This window comes from Allokutzneria albata (assembly GCF_900103775.1).
Lineage (GTDB): Bacteria > Actinomycetota > Actinomycetes > Mycobacteriales > Pseudonocardiaceae > Allokutzneria > Allokutzneria albata.
Genome location: NZ_LT629701.1, coordinates 5,561,356 through 5,577,898, shown reverse-complemented (window position 1 = coordinate 5,577,898; position 16,543 = coordinate 5,561,356). Strand labels below are relative to the sequence as shown.

General features: G+C 71.9%; 13 protein-coding genes. 7 read left to right on the top strand and 6 right to left on the bottom strand.

Annotated features, from left to right (window positions below; translation table 11 throughout):
• The first annotated feature begins 50 nt into the window (after positions 1–50).
• From BLT28_RS24970 to BLT28_RS24955, 4 genes are all read left to right on the top strand, one after another.
• Complete coding sequence (locus BLT28_RS24970; protein ID WP_030427461.1) at positions 51–1,805, top strand: GMC family oxidoreductase; 1,755 nt, start codon at positions 51–53, stop codon at positions 1,803–1,805.
• A gap of 40 nt (positions 1,806–1,845) precedes the next feature.
• A complete protein-coding gene (locus BLT28_RS24965) occupies positions 1,846–2,808 on the top strand; it encodes an MBL fold metallo-hydrolase (protein ID WP_030427462.1) in 963 nt (320 codons plus the stop codon).
• Positions 2,805–4,379, top strand: a complete 1,575-nt coding sequence (locus tag BLT28_RS24960) for an FAD-dependent monooxygenase (protein ID WP_030427463.1) — start codon at positions 2,805–2,807, stop codon at positions 4,377–4,379. The genes BLT28_RS24965 and BLT28_RS24960 overlap by 4 nt, the downstream gene beginning before the upstream one ends.
• A gap of 80 nt (positions 4,380–4,459) precedes the next feature.
• Positions 4,460–5,944, top strand: coding sequence for an FAD-binding oxidoreductase (locus tag BLT28_RS24955; protein WP_231950416.1), 1,485 nt, complete (start codon positions 4,460–4,462; stop codon positions 5,942–5,944).
• Position 5,945: 1 nt separating this feature from the next.
• Here the strand turns inward: BLT28_RS24955 and BLT28_RS24950 are convergent, their stop codons facing one another.
• On the bottom strand, positions 5,946–7,391 hold the full coding sequence (locus tag BLT28_RS24950) for an aldehyde dehydrogenase family protein (protein WP_030427465.1): 1,446 nt from the start codon (positions 7,389–7,391) through the stop codon (positions 5,946–5,948).
• 158 nt (positions 7,392–7,549) lie between these two features.
• Here BLT28_RS24950 and guaA point away from each other — a divergent pair, with 158 nt between their 5' ends.
• The gene (gene guaA / locus BLT28_RS24945) at positions 7,550–9,127 is read left to right on the top strand and encodes a glutamine-hydrolyzing GMP synthase (RefSeq protein WP_030427466.1); all 1,578 of its coding nucleotides are present in this window, start codon (positions 7,550–7,552) and stop codon (positions 9,125–9,127) included.
• Positions 9,128–9,174: 47 nt separating this feature from the next.
• Here guaA and BLT28_RS24940 read toward each other — a convergent pair whose 3' ends face one another.
• From BLT28_RS24940 to BLT28_RS24930, 4 genes are all read right to left on the bottom strand, one after another.
• Positions 9,175–9,840, bottom strand: coding sequence for a class I SAM-dependent methyltransferase (locus BLT28_RS24940; protein WP_231950415.1), 666 nt, complete (start codon positions 9,838–9,840; stop codon positions 9,175–9,177).
• A gap of 100 nt (positions 9,841–9,940) precedes the next feature.
• Entirely contained in the window at positions 9,941–10,987 is a 1,047-nt protein-coding gene (locus tag BLT28_RS24935; protein ID WP_052406892.1) for a LacI family DNA-binding transcriptional regulator, read from the bottom strand.
• Between the two features lie 102 nt (positions 10,988–11,089).
• Positions 11,090–11,314: a hypothetical protein gene (locus BLT28_RS40435; RefSeq protein WP_030427469.1), complete on the bottom strand. Its 225-nt coding sequence runs from the start codon at positions 11,312–11,314 to the stop codon at positions 11,090–11,092.
• The gene (locus BLT28_RS24930; RefSeq protein WP_162184795.1) at positions 11,311–12,726 is read right to left on the bottom strand and encodes a PspC domain-containing protein; all 1,416 of its coding nucleotides are present in this window, start codon (positions 12,724–12,726) and stop codon (positions 11,311–11,313) included. Before BLT28_RS24930 ends, BLT28_RS40435 begins: the two co-directional genes overlap by 4 nt.
• A gap of 98 nt (positions 12,727–12,824) precedes the next feature.
• Here BLT28_RS24930 and BLT28_RS24925 point away from each other — a divergent pair, with 98 nt between their 5' ends.
• Positions 12,825–14,213 (top strand): ATP-binding protein, encoded by a 1,389-nt coding sequence (locus BLT28_RS24925; RefSeq protein ID WP_081900028.1) that lies wholly within the window; start codon positions 12,825–12,827, stop codon positions 14,211–14,213.
• A 77-nt stretch (positions 14,214–14,290) separates the two neighbouring features.
• Positions 14,291–14,929 (top strand): response regulator, encoded by a 639-nt coding sequence (locus BLT28_RS24920; RefSeq protein ID WP_030427472.1) that lies wholly within the window; start codon positions 14,291–14,293, stop codon positions 14,927–14,929.
• Positions 14,930–14,993: 64 nt separating this feature from the next.
• Here the strand turns inward: BLT28_RS24920 and BLT28_RS41450 are convergent, their stop codons facing one another.
• Complete coding sequence (locus tag BLT28_RS41450; protein WP_052406895.1) at positions 14,994–16,535, bottom strand: serine/threonine-protein kinase; 1,542 nt, start codon at positions 16,533–16,535, stop codon at positions 14,994–14,996.
• Positions 16,536–16,543: the final 8 nt, after the last annotated feature.

Below are 16,543 nucleotides of genomic sequence, written 5' to 3'. Positions count from 1 at the left end.
CGGTAACACCCTCTAGTCGGCGCACGGGGGTTCGGCCTAACCTCCAGTGCATGACCCGACTGGCGAGTAACAAGTGCGCCGACCTGGACTTCGACGTGGTCGTCGTGGGTTCGGGGTTCGGCGGCAGCGTGGCCGCCCTGCGGCTGGTGGAGAAGGGTTACCGGGTCGCGGTGCTGGAGGCCGGGCGCCGTTTCGCCGACGACGAGTTCGCGCGCACCTCGTGGGACCTGCGGCGGTTCCTGTGGGCGCCGAAGCTGGGCTGCTACGGGGTGCAGCGCATCCACCTGCTCCGCAACGTGCTCGTGCTCGCCGGAGCCGGGGTCGGCGGCGGGTCGCTGAACTACGCCAACACGCTCTACCGGCCCCTCCGACCGTTCTTCGCCGACCGGCAGTGGGCGCACATCACCGACTGGGAGGCCGAGCTCTCGCCGTTCTACGACCAGGCGAGCCGGATGCTCGGCGTGGTCACCAACCCCACGGACACCCCGGCCGACAAGGTGATCAGGAAGGTCGCCGAGGAGATGGGGGTCGGCGAGACCTACCACGCCACACCGGTCGGGGTGTTCTTCGACGAGCCGGGCAAGCCCGTGCCGGACCCGTACTTCGGCGGGGCCGGACCGGCGCGCACCGGCTGCACGGAATGCGGTTCGTGCATGACGGGCTGCCGGGTCGGCGCGAAGAACACGCTGGTCAAGAACTACCTGTACCTCGCAGAGCGGGCCGGGGCGAAGGTGCTGCCGCTGACCACGGTGACCGGGTTGCACCAGCGCTCCGACGGCAGCTGGACCGTCCACACCGAGCGCACCGGCGCCTGGCTGGACAAGCGCAGGAGGGTGCTGCGAGCGGGACAGGTCGTGCTCGCAGCGGGGACCTGGGGCACGCAGAAGCTGTTGCACAGCATGCGGGACTCCGGCGCGCTGCCCGAGCTCTCGCCGCGGATCGGCGAGCTGACCAGGACCAACTCCGAGGCGATTCTCGGTGCGCGGGCGGACCGCGTGGACCCGGAGTCGGACTTCAGCGAGGGCGTGGCGATCACCTCGTCGTTCCACCCCGACGACCGCACGCACATCGAGCCGGTCCGCTACGGCAAGGGCAGCAACGCCATGGGGCTGCTGCAGACCCTGGCCACCAACGGCGACCTGCCGACGCCGAGGTGGAAGCAGCTGCTCAAGGAGATGAGCAGGCACCCGCTCAAGGCGCTGCGCAACCTCTCCGTCCGGAAGTGGAGCCAGCGGACGGTGATCCTGCTGGTCATGCAGGCCCTGGACAACTCGATCACCACGCGCACCAAGCGCGCCTTCGGCAGGCGCTGGCTGACCTCCGTGCAGAACGAGGGCGCGCCGAACCCGACGTGGATCCCGCAGGGCGCGGAGGCGGCCGAACGGGTCGCCGGGCACATCGGCGGGATCGCAGGCGGCACCTGGACGGAGATCTTCGACATCCCGCTGACGGCGCACTTCATCGGCGGCTGCGTGATCTCCGAGGACGCCGGCCGCGGGGTGATCGATCCCTACCACCGGGTGCACAACTACCCGACCCTGTCGGTCGTGGACGGCTCGGCGATCACCGCGAACCTCGGCGTGAACCCGTCGCTGACGATCACCGCGCAGGCCGAGCGGGCGTTGTCGATGTGGCCGAACAAGGGCGAGGCGGACACCCGTCCCGAGCAGGGCGCCGGCTACCGGCGGGTCGGTCCGGTGGCGCCCCGGAAGCCCGCCGTCCCGGCCTCGGCACCGGGGGCGCTGCGGCTTCCCGTCGTCGAGGTGCGCCACTCCGATCCCACCCGGCACGCTTCCTCCGGGTAGCGGAGTTCCCACGCGCCGTGATCGCTGGCACAGTAGTGGGGTGGCCAAGCCGTTCGCATCCAGCGCCGACACCGCGCCCAAAGCCGAGACGCTGGAGGTGCTCGCCGACGGCGTGTACGCCTTCACCTCCGAGGGCGACCCCAACGTCGGGGCCATCGAGGGCGAGGACCACGTCGTCTGCTTCGACGCCAGGGCCACCCCGGTGGCGGCGGCGGACTGGCTGACCGCGTTGCGCGAGCACACCGACAAGCCGGTCAGGCACCTGGTGCTCAGCCACTACCACGCGGTGCGCACGCTCGGCGCCAGTGCCTTCGGGGCCGCGGAGATCATCATGCACGCCGAGACCCGCGCGCTGATCGGCGAGCGCGGTGAGCAGGACTGGGCCAGCGAACACGCCAGGATGCCGAGGCTCTTCAAGGAACCCGGCTCCATCCCGGGGCTGACCTGGCCGACGATCACCTTCTCCGCGCAGATCTCGCTCGCGCTCGGCGGTGATCGCGGAGACCTCGTGCTCGGCCACGCCGGACGCGGGCACACGAAGGGCGACGTCTACGCGTGGCTGCCCGATCGCAAGATCCTCTTCGCGGGTGATCTCGTGGAGTCGGAGGCGGCGCTCTACACCGGCGACGCCTACCACAAGGACTGGCTCAGAACCTTGGACGGGATCGCGGCACTGGGCGCGGAGGTCCTGGTCGGCGGCCGAGGGGCCGTCGTGCACGGCGCGGAGAACGTCGAGGCGGCGATCGAGCAGACCAAGTGCTTCCTGCTGACCTTGATCGCCGCGGTCGAGCCCGTGCACGCAGCGGGCGGGGACGTCCGGACGGCCTTCGACGCGGCGCACCAGGCACTGGAACCGACGTACGGGAAGTGGCCGATCTTCGAGCACTGCCTGCCGTTCGACGTGCAGCGCTTCTGGGACGAGCTGGACGGCATCGTGGACCCCCGGATCTGGACACCGGAACGCGACCGCGAGGTCTGGGCGCTGTTGCAGGACCGGGGATGAGCCAGGACGAGCCGGTAGTCGTCGTCGGGGGTGGCCCCGTCGGTCTCATTGGCGCGCTGCTGCTGGCCAGGGCGGGTGTGCCGACCGTGGTGCTGGAGGCGTTGCCGGAGCACTCGCCGGTGGGCAGCAGGTCCATCTGCATCCAGCGCGACGTGCTCGACCTGCTCGAGCGGATCGGCATCGGCGCACGCGCCGCGCGCGAGGGCGTGACCTGGTACCTGGGGCGCACCTACTACCGCGAGCACGAGCTGCTGACGCTGGAGCTGCCGCACCCGGAGGGCAGCGCGTTCCCGCCGTTCGTGAACCTGCCGCAACCCGATCTGGAGCGGATGCTGCTGGAGCGGGTGGCCGAGGAGCCCCTGGTGGACCTGCGCTGCGGGCACCAGGTGGTCGAGATCGACCAGGACGAGGAGGGCGTGACCGTCCGCGCCGCCACCGTCTCCAGGACGTCGCCGTCGGACGGCCTGGTCACCGTGCGCGGCACGCACTGCATCGCCGCTGACGGGCCGCACTCCACGGTCCGCAGGCTGCTGCGGCTGCCCTTTCGCGGCCACTCGTTCCCGGACAAGTTCCTGATCGCCGACATCAAGGCGGACCTCGACCTGCCGCCGGAGCGCCGCTTCTTCTTCGACCCGGAGTGGAACCCCGGCCGCCAGGTGCTGATGCACCCGCAGCCCGGCCGGGTCTGGCGGATCGACTGGCAGGTGCCGGAGGAGTTCGACCTCGCGGCGGAGGACGCCAACGGCGGACTGACCGAGCGCATCCGGAAAGTGGTGGGCGACAAGGACTTCGAGATCGTGTGGGCCTCGGCCTACCGGTTCCACCAGCGCTGCGTCCCGACGATGCGGGTCGGCCGGGTGCTGCTCGCGGGCGACGCCGCGCACGTGATGAGCCCGTTCGGCGCGCGGGGGCTCAACTCCGGCGCGCAGGACGCGGAGAACGCCGCCTGGAAGATCGCCTTCGACCGGCAGGGCTGGGCCGGGCCCGCGTTGCTGCACTCCTACAACGTGGAGCGGCGCGCGGCTGCGCAGGAGAACCTGCGCGTCACCGGCGACACGATGCGCTTCCTCGTGCCCCGCACGGCGGCCGACCGGGCCTACCGCAACGAGGTGCTGCGGCGCAGCGTCGACGACCCCGGCGCGCGGAGTTGGATCGACTCCGGCAAGCTCGCGGAGCCCTACTACTACCTCGACTCCCCGCTGACCACGCCCGCGCAACCGACCGAGGTCGCCGCGTTCCCGAGGGAGCCCGGTGTCCCGAGACCGCCGTTGCCCGGCGTGCTGTGCCCGGACGCGCCGCTGGCCGGGGGCGGGCGGTTGCGACCGACGTTCGGTCCGGTCTTCACGCTCCTGACGCTGGACATCCCGGTCCGGCTCCCCGTGGACGGCCCGCCGGTGCAGGTGCAGTCCCTCGAGGAGGCCGACGACAACGGCGCGCTCGCGGACGCTCTTCGCGTTTCGCCGGGCTCCGCGGCACTGGTTCGGCCGGACGGGCACCTTGCCGCTCTTTTCCGGGACGGCTACCTCGGCGCGGCGTTGGTCAGTGCGCTGCGTCGGGCTTCAGGATGGTGAATAGTTCGCCCTGACGCCGACCTTCTCGTTGGCGGTTCTCGTGTCGCGGTCGGATGACCGCTTTCTCGGAGGTGATCCGGGTGTCTGCCGTTGATCGTCGGAACTTTCTGCGCACCGCGGGTGGGCTCGGCGCGTTTGCGCTGCTGACAGCCTGCGGCGACGGCGGACCGACGAACACGACGACACCCGCTGCCACACCCACGACGACGGCCCCGCCGAGCACCACGACCGCGGTCCCGCCGGACTGGGACACCCTGAAGTCGCGGCTGAAGGGCCCGCTCGCGCGACCCGGGCAGCCCGGTTACGACGCGGCGCGGCCGTTCAACACCGCGCTGACGAAGACCTCGCCCGCGGCGGTGGCCCAGGTGCGCGGTGTCGAGGACGTGCAGACGTGCATCGACATGGCTCGCCGCTCCCACATCCCGATCGCCGCGCGCAGCGGCGGGCACAGCTACGCCGGGTACAGCTGTCCCGACCGCGCCCTGGTCGTCGATCTCCGCTCGCTGAGCTCGGTCGAGGTCCGCGACGACGGGATCGCGGAGATCGGAGCGGGCGCCCGGCTCGCCGACGTCTACTCCGCGCTCGCCGCGAAAGGCCGTTGCCTGCCTGCGGGGACGTGCCCCACCGTCGGCATCGCCGGGCTCGCGCTCGGCGGCGGTCTCGGCGTGCTGACCCGCAAGTTCGGCCTCACCGCCGATCACCTGGTGTCAGCGCGGATCGTCACCGCGGACGGGGTCGCGCGCACCGCGTCGGCGGACGGGGACGCGGACCTGCACTGGGCGCTGCGCGGCGGAGGAGGCGGCAACTTCGGCATCGTGACGTCCTTCGAGTTCAGCACCGAGGCGGCTCCGGCCCAGCTCACCGTGTTCCACGTGGAGTTCGCGGCGGGCTCGGCGGCCGAGGTGCTCGGTGCCTGGCAGGACTGGATCGCCGAGGCGCCGGCCGAGCTGTGGGCGAACTGCGTGGTCGAGGGCGGCAGTCCGCCGAAGGCCCGGGTGAGCGGCTGCTACGTCGGTGCCTCCGCGCGGGCGAACACGATGCTGACCCAGTTCGCCCGGCGCACCGGGGCGCGCGTGGCCGACCGGAACGTGCGGACGATGAACTACCTCGCGGCGATGCGGCACTTCGCCGGGAGCTCGGGCAGGACGGGTTTCGTCGCCTCCTCGCGCGTGCTGGAGAAGCGGATGAACGAGCCGGGAACCCTTGCGGCACTGGTGAACGACCGCCCGGACATGGACCTGCTGTTCGACCCGCTCGGCGGTGCTGTGTCCACAGTGGACGCGAGGGAGACCGCGTTCCCGCACCGTGCCGCGCTGGCCACGGTGCAGGTCTACGCGGACACCGAGGCCGGTCAGCACCGCTCGGCGGCGTCCCAGGTGGACAGGGCGCAGCGGGACATCGCCGAGCAGGTCGGGCGCGGCGCGTACGTGAACTACATCGACCCGGCGCAGCGCGACTGGCCGCAGGCGTACTACGGCAACAACCTCAACCGCCTGCGCCAGGTCGCCAACCTCTACGACCCGGACGGGGTGTTCGCCTTCGCCCAGGGCCTGCGCACCCGGTGAGCTACAACCGGATGCCGGTGAGCACCATGACCTTCTCCTCGGTGAAGTCGTCCATCGTCGAGGAGACGCCCTCCCTGCCGAATCCGGAGGACTTCACACCGCCGTAGGGCATCTGGTCCGCGCGGTAGGACGGCACGTCGCCGATGATCACGCCGCCGACCTCCAGCTCCGCCGCCGCGCGGAAGGCCACCTGCACGTCCCGGGTGAACACCCCGGCCTGCAGGCCGTATGCGGACGCGTTGACCTGCGCGAACGCATCGTCGACGCCCTCGGCCACGGAGACCGCGAGCACCGGGCCGAAGATCTCCTCCGCCCAGACCTTGGCGTCCGAGGGCACGTCGACGAGCACCGTGGGGGCCACCGTCGCGCCCTCGCGCTCACCGCCGACGAGCACCTTCGCGCCCGCCGCAGTCGCCTCGTTGATCCACTCCTCGACCCGCTCCGCCGCGGCCTCGTCGACCAGCGGGCCGACCTCCACCTCGGGGTCGTGCGGGTTGCCGGTCCGCAGCTCGCGCACCGCCTCGACCAGGCGGGCGGTGAAGTCGTCGGCGATCGATCGGTCCACGATCACCCGCTGCACCGCGATGCAGGACTGGCCCGCCTGGTAGTTGGAGAACAGCGCGATCCGCTGCGCGGCGAAGTCGAGGTCCGTCCAGTCGCCGCAGACCACTGCCGCGCCGTTGCCGCCCAGCTCCAGCACGACGTGCTTGCGCGGTGCGGCGTCCATGATCGACCAGCCGACCGGTCCGGAGCCGGTGAACGACACCACCGGCAGCCGCGGGTCGCGCACCAGCTCCATCGTGGCCTCGTTGCCGATCGGCAGCACCGAGAACGCGCCCTCGGGCAGCTTGGTCTCGGCCAGCAGTTCGCCGAGCAGCAACGCCGACAGCGGGGTGCGCGGCGCGGGCTTGATGATCACCGGGGCGCCCACGGCGAGCGCGGGGGCGACCTTGTGCGCCACCAGGTTCAGCGGGAAGTTGAACGGCGCGATGCCGAGCACGGGCCCGCGCGGGACGCGCCGCACCATCGCCATCCGGCCCTCCGCCGCGGGATCGGTGTCCAGCCGCATCAGCTCGCCGGTGAAGCGCCTGGCCTCCTCGGCGGCGAAGCGGAAGGTGTTGGCGGCGCGGGCGACCTCCAACCGCGCCCACCGCAACGGCTTGCCGTTCTCCGCGGTGATCACCTCGGCGATCTCCTCGGTGCGCTCGACGAGGCGCTTCGCCACGTGCTCCAGCGCGCCCGCCCGCTCGTGCGCGGGCGTGCCGCGGAAGGCTGCCGCGACGTCGGCGGCGGCGGAGACGGCCCGCTCGACCTGCTCCTCGCCCGGGACCGAGACCGACGCGACCTCGGAGCCGTCGTAGGGGTGCCGGACCACCGTCACACCCGTGCCCGTCGCGGATCGGCCGGCGATCCAGAACTGGCGCGGAGCGGGGGTCACGGCGGTCATCGCGTCGTCGGCAGTCATGGGCACACGGTATGCCCCGCCCGGTACCCCCGACAGGTGATCTTCTGGTCACACGGTGCCCTGCCCGATTAGGCCACCCGGGGGGCGGGCTGAGACGATGGAGTCCCGTCGTGCGTCCGTGACCAGGAGGTATCCCCGACGTGCCCAGCAGCAACCAGCGTCCCGTGCTCGTCGTCGACTTCGGGGCGCAGTACGCCCAGCTGATCGCGCGGCGGGTGCGCGAGGCACAGGTCTACTCCGAGGTCGTGCCGCACACGATGCCGGTCAGCGAGATGGCCGCCCGCGAGCCCGCCGCGATCGTCCTCTCCGGCGGCCCCTCCAGCGTCTACGCCGAGGGCGCCCCGCAGGTCGACCCGGCACTGTTCGAGCAGAACGTGCCCGTCTTCGGCATCTGCTACGGCTTCCAGGCCATGGCCCGCGCGCTGGACGGCGGGGTCGAGCACACCGGCACCCGCGAGTACGGCCGCACCGACCTCTCCGTCGTCGGCGACGGCGGCACGCTGCACCACGAGCTGCCCGCCGGGCACCCGGTGTGGATGAGCCACGGTGACTGCGTCACCAAGGCGCCCGAGGGCTTCACCGTCACGGCGACCAGTGCGGGTGCCCCGGTCGCCGCCTTCGAGGACCCGGCCCGCCGCTTCGCCGGTGTGCAGTACCACCCGGAGGTCCTGCACTCCCCGCACGGCCAGGAGGTGCTGCGCCGTTTCCTGCACGAGGTCGCGGGCATCCGTCCGCAGTGGACCACTTCGTCCATTGTGGACGATTCGGTCGCCGCGGTGCGGGCCCAGATCGGCGAGACCGGCAGGGCGATCTGCGCGCTCTCCGGCGGTGTGGACTCCGCCGTGGCCGCCGCCCTGGTGCACCGCGCCATCGGTGACCGGCTGACCTGCGTCTTCGTCGACCACGGCCTGCTCAGGGCGGGGGAGCGCACCCAGGTGGAACGCGACTTCGTCGCCGCGACCGGTGTGCGCCTGGTGACCGTGGACGCCAAGGACCGTTTCCTCGGCGCGCTGGCCGGGGTGACCGACCCCGAGGAGAAGCGCAAGATCATCGGCCGTGAGTTCATCCGCGTCTTCGAGCAGGCCGCGCGCGACCTGCAGGCCGAGGCGGGGGAGTCCGGCGAGCACTTCGACTACCTGGTGCAGGGCACCCTCTACCCGGACGTGGTGGAGTCCGGCGGCGGTGCGGGTGCCGCGAACATCAAGAGCCACCACAACGTCGGCGGCCTGCCGGACGACCTCAAGTTCGACCTGGTCGAGCCGCTGCGCTCGCTGTTCAAGGACGAGGTGCGCCGGGTCGGCCTCGAGCTCGGCCTGCCCGAGACGATCGTGCACCGCCAGCCCTTCCCGGGGCCGGGCCTCGGCATCCGGATCATCGGCGAGGTCACCGCGCACAACCTGGAGATCCTGCGCGCGGCCGACTCGATCGCCCGCGAGGAGCTGACCGCGGCGAACCTGGACCGCGACATCTGGCAGTGCCCCGTGGTGCTGCTCGCCGACGTGCGCTCGGTCGGTGTCCAGGGCGACGGCCGCACCTACGGCCACCCCGTGGTGCTGCGCCCGGTCTCCAGCGAGGACGCCATGACGGCGGACTGGACCCGGCTGCCCTACGACGTCCTGGGGCGGATCTCCACCCGCATCACCAACGAGGTCGCCGACGTCAACCGAGTCGTGCTCGACGTGACCAGCAAGCCGCCGGGCACCATCGAGTGGGAGTGATCGCGAGCCGCGGGCGGGCCTTCCGGTCCGCCCGCGGTCGTGTCCGGCTAGGCCCGGAACAGCGCCGTCCACAGGAAAGGCACGCCGTAGCGCGGTGACTCCGGTGGCTCCTCGCGCATGCGCCGCAGCTCCACCTCGGTGAGGTGGGCGAAGATCCAGCGCAGGGACTCCGGTGTGTAGGCGAGGCCGCCCTGGGGATCGGAGCGGCGGTAGAACTCGGCGTCGGAGACCTCGGAGCCGCCGCCGACCGCGAAGCACGCGAGGCCGAACAGGCAACCGGGTGCGAGAACGCGGTCCAGCAGCCCGAGGTAGCTGATCCGGCGGTGCGGTGCCAGGTGGTGGAAGCACCCCGAGTCGTAGACCAGGTCGTACTGGCCGAGCGCGGTGTCGGTGAAGGCGTCGCCGCAGTGGAACTCGATCTCGACACCCGCCTCCCGCGCCCGTTCCTCACCCCAGGCGATGGCCGCGGGGGACAGGTCCACGGCGGTCACGTCGAAGCCCGCCTCGGCGAGGTGAACGGCGTTGCGCCCGGGTCCACAACCCAGGTCGAGCACGCGGCACGGCTTGATGAGGCCGCGGTCGAGGTAGGAAACCAGGTTCTCGTCCGGCTTCGCCACGAAGAACGGCACCGGTCTGGAGCGGTCTTCGTAGAAGCGGTCCCACCAAGAGGAGTCGGCCTCCGGCGCGGAAAGGTCGTCCAACAGCCTCAGCACGTCGTCGACAGTGCGGATATCGCGGTTCATTCGCCCCCTCGGACTGTCTGTCCATTGTAGTCCCGGAAAGGGCAAAAGGCCAGGTCAGGCCATATTTGAGTTATGCGGAACCGCGGTGGACGAGCTCGACGGGGAGCACCTCGCGGCCGGGCGCGAGGTCCTCTCCGCCGAGCAGCTGGAACAGCCGCTGCACCATCGTGCGCATCTGCTCCGCGGAGTCCTGCTTGACGGAGGTCAGTGGCGGGTCGGTGTAGGGCGCGATCGTCGGCTGGTCGTCGAAGCCGACCACCGCGACGTCCTCCGGCACCCGCTTGCCCGCGGTTCGCAGCGCGTGCAGCGCGCCCACCGCCATCAGGTCACTGGCCACGAAGACCGCGTCCAGGTCCGGCACGCGCTCCAGCAGCTCCCGCATCGCGCGCTCACCGCCCTCCTGGGTGAAGTCGCCCTGGGCAGTCCACGCCTCGGTGCGCGCCGCGTCCGCCCCGACCGCCTCCTGCCAGCCCTGCAGCCGGTCCCGCGCGGACTGCTCGTCGGCCGGGCCGAGCACGCTGACCACGGTGCGCCTGCCCAGACCGAGCAGGTGCTCCGTCGCGGCCCTGCCGCCCGCGACGTTGTCGTTGTCCACCGCATGCACCTCGGTCTCCGGCAGCCACGGCTTGCCGCCGAAGACCGACGGCAGCGGCAGCCGCGCGATCTGCGCGGGCAGCGGGTCGTCCCGGTGCGGGGCGAGCACCAGCGCGCCGTCGACGTGCCCGCCGGAGAGGAAGCGCAGGATGCGCCCGCTGTCCTCGCCCTGGTCGGCCAGCATCAGCACCAGCTGGACGTCCAAAGCGGACAGTTCGGTGGCCGCGCCGCGGACGACGGTGGCGAAGTACGGGTCGGCGAAGAACTTGTTGTCCGGCTCGGAGAGCACCAGCGCGATGGCGTCGGTGCGCCGGGTGACCAGGGTGCGCGCCGCCCGGTTGGGGATGTAGCCGAGCTTGCGCACCGCGGCGTGCACGGTCTCGCGCACCTCCGGGCTCACCTTGGGGGAGGAGTTGATCACCCTGGAGACGGTCGCCCTGGAGACACCCGCGGCGTTGGCCACGTCCTCCAACGTCGGCCGACTGCTCCCTCGCGTTGTGCTGGACAGCTCGGTCACCCCCATCGGGCGGTTCGATTCAGGCAGCGTATGCGAAAGTGCCGCCGGAGGGTTGTACACCCATCCGACGGCACCACGCACTCGTTGTGCCCGGGTTGTGCCCTCGCCTCACCGTTTGCGCTGCGGCCGCAACGTGTTGATCAGCATCAGCGAGCCGACCAGCACGGCGGCCCCGGCCAGCAGCCAGTTCGGCTGGATGATCTCCATGATCTCGCCCTTGGTGAAGCCGTAGATCGCCGCCCACACCGCGACCAGGCCGACCAGGAAGACCACCACGCTGAAGCCCTTGCGCGAGGGCGTCTCGCCGCCCTGCGCCTGCTGTTCGTCGGTCATTGCGTGACCTCCACCTTTCCGTACCGGGTCGAGGCGTCCAGCGTGATCCGGCCACCGCCGACGGCGTTGTCCGCACCGCGGCTGACCGCCGCTCTGCGCACGTCGCTGCCGCGCCCCATCTGGTCCAGGCAGTTCACCGTGCCGCTCTTGGCGAAGCAGGTGATGTCGACGTCGGTGTCGTTCTTCGGCAGCGTCACGTACAGGGTGCCCTGGTCCACCCAGACCCGGATGTCGATCTGCTCTCCGTCCGGCGGCGGGGGCAGCTGGCTGAGGTCCAGCCGCGCCGTTCCCTGCTTCAGCATGAACGAGCCGGTGCTGGGCGTGGCGCCGCTGGCGAGGTCGCTGCCCCGCTTGACCTCTTCCCAGGTGCGCGGGGTCCAGGTCTGGGTGCCGTAGTAGTTGCTGCTGTTGTCGTAGTAGCTGTCGGCGTTGTAGTGCTGCGGGTAGCTGCGCTGGTAGTCGCGCCAGCTCGCGTCGTTGGCCAGCGTGACGGTCGCCGCGATCGCCGGGACGGCCAGCAGCACCAGGCCCTTGCCGCCCCTGCGGAACGCGCCGACGATCAGGCCGGCGGCCAGCACCGCGGTCACCGCACCGGCGGCCACGTGGTCGGGCACCCAGCCGTCCATCACCCCGAGGCCCATGACGCCCGCGACGATGATGCTCACGGCCACCGTGACGGCGGTGATCTTGGAGCGCGTCCTGGGCTGCGGTTCGATCTCGTCGTCGACGGGCGCGGCGGGCTCCGGCAGGTCCCACGCGAACGGGGCCGCGCCCAGCGGGTCCCACGCGGGTGGGCTCTCCTGGCCGTGCCCGGCGGTCACCGGCTTCTCCTGGCCCACCGCGGACTGCGGGTCGGTCGTCATCGTCTCGGTCTCCTGCTGACCGGGCTTGCGCAGGGTCTCCGTGCGGAACTCGCTGCCCTGGAAGCCGCTGTCGGTGGTCATCGGGGTGCTCACCACGACGGGACCGGTCGGCACGGGCTGCCGGTGTGCGCCGCGGTTCTTGTGCAGCACGTAGAGCCCGGCGCCCAGGGCGGCGATCATCATCGCGGACCAGACGTGCAGCGCGAGCAGCAGTCCGGTCAGCGGCAGCACCATCAGCGCGACCAGCACCGTGGCCAGTGCGGAGGTCGAGCTAGAACCCCGGCCGAGCAGCGCGCCCGCCGGGGAGCCCGTGTCCCCCTCCTGCGGGAAGAACAGGACGGCCAGCAGGTAGAGCAGGATGCCGAGACCGCCGTAGATGGCGAACACGACGAAGGCGACCCGGACCAGGACCGGATCGATGCCGTACCGGTTGCCGATGGCCGTCGCGACACCCGCGACCTTGCGGCCTCTCCTGGGGCGCCGCGGGCGTGTCTTCCAGAAGTCCCGCAGCGTCTCCTCGACGCTCATGTTCCCGCCTGTCCCGTTCACGCTGACAAGGGTGCCGCCACGCACGGGCTCCGACATCCGGGAGCACCCCTGAAATCATTTCTCGGGGTTCTGGCCGGGTGCTTCGGGGATGTCCCCTGATGACCGCGCGCACGCGCACGTGTGACCATGCCAGTGTGAATGCGCACGTCCACAAGGGCGAGACCGGCACGGTGCCAGTTCTGCCGGGGTTCCCGCTGCCGCCCCGGCCGGGCGAGCCCCCGAAGCTGTTCCGCCGTCGCCGGGGCAAGGTCGTCGCCGGGGTCGCCGGTGGGGTCGCCGACCACATCGGCATGGACGTGCTGTGGGTGCGCATCGGGTTCGTTGTGCTCTCCGGCCTGGCGGGCGCGGGCGTGCTGGCCTACGCGCTGCTGTGGGTGTTCGTCCCCCAGCAGAAGCGCGGCGGCGGCAACGAGGACTCGCCGAAGCAGCGCCAGCAGGCCGTCGGCGTGATCACCATCGGCGCGGGCCTCGCCATCGCCGTGCTGTCGTTCAACAGTCAGATCAGCCCCATGCTGATGGGCGCGATCGCCGTGTCCCTCGTCGGCGCCGGCATGGTCTGGCGGGAGGCGGACGACGCCCAGCGCAGGCGCTGGCGCGACGGCGCCCGTTCCGGCATCACCGGCGCGGTGCTCGGCACCGGCGGCTGGTCGGCGACGGCCAGGGTGCTGGCCGGTGTCGCCCTGCTGATCGCCGGTCTCGCGACCTTCCTGACCAACACCCGCGGCATCGGCCAGCTCCAGTTCGTGCTGCTCGCGGTGATCACCACGCTGATCGGCGTCGCCGTGCTGACCGTGCCGTGGTGGGTGCGGCTGGTCCGCGACCTCAACGAGGAGCGCCGCGTCCGCATCCGCACCGAGGAGCGGGCCGAGATCGCCGCGCACCTGCACGACTCGGTGCTGCAGACCCTGGCGCTGATCCAGAAGCAGGCCGACACCGCCCGCGAGGTGCGCAGGCTCGCCCGCGGTCAGGAACGGCAGTTGCGCAGCTGGTTGTACGGACCCTCCGGCTACGGCGCGAAGACCCGCAACGAGGGGGACAGCGAGGAGGGCGTCGAGGGCCCCGGCTTCGCCGCGGTGCCCGGCGGCACCCTTGCCGAGGCCGTGCCCGCGGCCTGCGGCGAGGTCGAGGACACCTTCGCGATCACCGTCCAGCAGGTCGTCGTCGGCGACTGCCCGGTGGACGAGAAGATCGGCGCACTGGTGCAGGCGGCCCGCGAGGCGATGATCAACTCCGCCAAGCACGCGGGGGTCGGCGAGGTCAGCGTCTACGCCGAGGTCGAGAGCGATCGGGTGCACGTCTTCGTCCGGGACCGCGGCAAGGGCTTCGACCCCGCTACCGTTCCCGGGGACCGGCACGGGCTCGCCGACTCGATCCACGGCAGGATGGAGCGGCACGGAGGCTCGGTCCGGCTGCGGACCGCCCTCGGTGAGGGCACCGAGCTCCAGCTGTCCATGCCAAGGAGCCCCAGCAAGGAGGCACGCGGGTGAGTGAGAACGAGCAGGTCGACGCCGGGCAGGCGGCCGAGGAGGCCCCGGCGTGCGCGGCGCGGAGCGGACCCGTCCGGGTGTTCCTCGTCGACGACCACGCGCTGTTCCGCACCGGCGTGAAGGCCGAGCTGGACGCGGCCAAGGACCAGGTCGAGGTGGTCGGTGAGGCCGGCTCGGTCGACGAGGCCGTCGCGGGCATCGCCCACTTCAAGCCGGACGTGGTGCTGCTGGACGTGCACATGCCGGACGGCGGCGGTGCGGAGGTGCTGCGCAGGGCCAGGCCCGCGCAGCCGGAGGTGGTCTTCCTGGCGCTGTCGGTCTCCGACGCCGCCGAGGACGTCATCGCCGTCATCCGCAACGGCGCGCGCGGCTACGTCACCAAGACGATCTCCGGCCGCGAGCTGGCCGACGCGGTGTGCCGGGTGGCCGAGGGCGACGCGGTGTTCTCGCCGCGGCTGGCGGGCTTCGTGCTGGACGCCTTCGCCGACCGCCCCGGTGCCGCGCCGATCCGCGACCCCGAGCTGGACCTGCTGACCCCGCGCGAGCGGGACGTGCTGCGGCTGCTCGCCCGCGGTTACGCCTACAAGGAGATCGCCTCGGAGCTGTTCATCTCGATCAAGACGGTCGAGACCCACGTCTCCAGCGTCCTGCGCAAGACCCAGCTGTCCAACCGCTACGAGCTCTCCCGCTGGGCCTCCGACCGCCGCCTCGTCTGACCCCACCGCCTGACCCCACCGCCGCGGCCGTCGACGGCAACCCCGACGGGCACGGCGGTGACGATCAGGAGCCTTCGCCGCCGCTGCCGCCCTGCTTGATGGTGCCGATCTGGACCTGGGTCCCGCTGACCACCACGGTGACGACGTAGGGGGCCGACACCGCGGTCTCCCCCTTCTTCTTGATCTTCAGGGTGAGGTGCACGGAGTCGCCGCTGACGCGCATGCCGCGCTGGATCCGCACCGACTCCACATCGGCCCACTGCGCCTGGAAGGCGGCCAGCGTCGGCCGGGTCGCCGGGGCGAAGCGCTGGTGGGCGGCGACGGTGTTGCCGGGCAGCAGCTCGTAGAACTGCCGCACGGCATCCTTGATCAGCCGGTTCCTCGGCGTCTCCGGGGTCGTCGTGGGCTGGGACGGCTGCGCGCTCTGGCTGGGCTGCGACGGTCCGGGCGCCGGTGGCTCGTCCTCGTCGGTGGGCACGGGGACCACGACGCCGCCGGGCAGCGTCGTGAGCTTGCCCGGCGCGGTCGGTGTGCCCGTCGCGCCGGAGGGGCCGCTGACCGGGGAGCCCGCGTTGGTTCCGTAGGTGATGGTCTTGGTCTCGACGGGCGGACCCGCGGTCGCCACCTGTCGCTGGTTGATCACCAGCAGCGCGGTGACCAGCGCGCCGACCACCGCGGCGAACGCGACCGCGACCGTGATCACGCCCGCCCGCCGCCTGCGCAGCGTCTTCTCCTCGGCCGCCTGCGGGGAGGTCCAGTTCGGCACCGCGACGATCTTGGGCCGGGAACCGCCCGCGATGGCCTCCAGCATCGGCAGCGCCTCGGCGGCGGTCGGCCGGGCGTTGGGGTCACGGGTGAGCAGGCAGGCCAGCAGCTCGTCGAGCACGCCCGCCCGCTCCGGCTTGCGCACCTCGCCCGCCGCAACGGCGCGCAGCAGCGCGAAGGTGTTCTCGTTGAGCCCGAACGGCGGCACGCCCTCGACCGCGGCGTACAGGGTGGAGCCGAGCGAGAACACGTCCGAGGGCATGCCCGGTTCGGCGCCGTCGGCCACCTCCGGTGCCAGGTAGGCGGGGGTGCCGGAGAGCATGCCGGTCTTGGTCAGGGTGGCGTCGCCGGTGGCCCGGGAGATGCCGAAGTCGGTGATCTTCACCGTGCCGCCCGCGCTGATCAGCACGTTGCCCGGCTTGATGTCGCGGTGCACGATCCCGGCCTCGTGCGCGGCCGCCAGTGCCGCGGCCACCTGGTAGCCGATCTTGGCGACCTCGCGCGGCTCCAGCGGTCCGCGTTCGTGCACCAGGGCGGCCAGGCTCTGCGAGGGCAGGTACTCCATCACCAGCCACGGCACGCCGTGCGACTGCACCACGTCGAAGACGGTGATCGCGTTCGGGTGGTGCAGCCGGGCGGCGATCCGCCCCTCCCGCATCGCGCGCAGGGTGGCCTCCTCGGCCTCCTCCGCGTCCATGCCCGGTGGCAACAGCAGTTGCTTCACCGCGACTGTCCGACTGAGCAGCTCGTCGGTCGCGCGCCAGACGATGCCCATCGCGCCGCTGCCGATGCGGTCCTCCAGGCGGTACCGGCCGGCAAGCGTGTGATCCGCGCCATCCACGGGGAGCG

What these genes read in the sequence shown, in the direction of transcription:
- BLT28_RS24950 (WP_030427465.1), bottom strand. Translation starts at nt 7,391, where the DNA reads ATGACCGCCGTGACCCCCGCTCCGCGCCAGTTCTGGATCGCCGGCCGA.
- BLT28_RS24925 (WP_081900028.1), top strand. Translation starts at nt 12,825, where the DNA reads ATGACCGCGCGCACGCGCACGTGTGACCATGCCAGTGTGAATGCGCAC.
- BLT28_RS24960 (WP_030427463.1), top strand. Translation starts at nt 2,805, where the DNA reads ATGAGCCAGGACGAGCCGGTAGTCGTCGTCGGGGGTGGCCCCGTCGGT.
- BLT28_RS24970 (WP_030427461.1), top strand. Translation starts at nt 51, where the DNA reads ATGACCCGACTGGCGAGTAACAAGTGCGCCGACCTGGACTTCGACGTG.
- BLT28_RS40435 (WP_030427469.1), bottom strand. Translation starts at nt 11,314, where the DNA reads ATGACCGACGAACAGCAGGCGCAGGGCGGCGAGACGCCCTCGCGCAAG.
- BLT28_RS24935 (WP_052406892.1), bottom strand. Translation starts at nt 10,987, where the DNA reads ATGGGGGTGACCGAGCTGTCCAGCACAACGCGAGGGAGCAGTCGGCCG.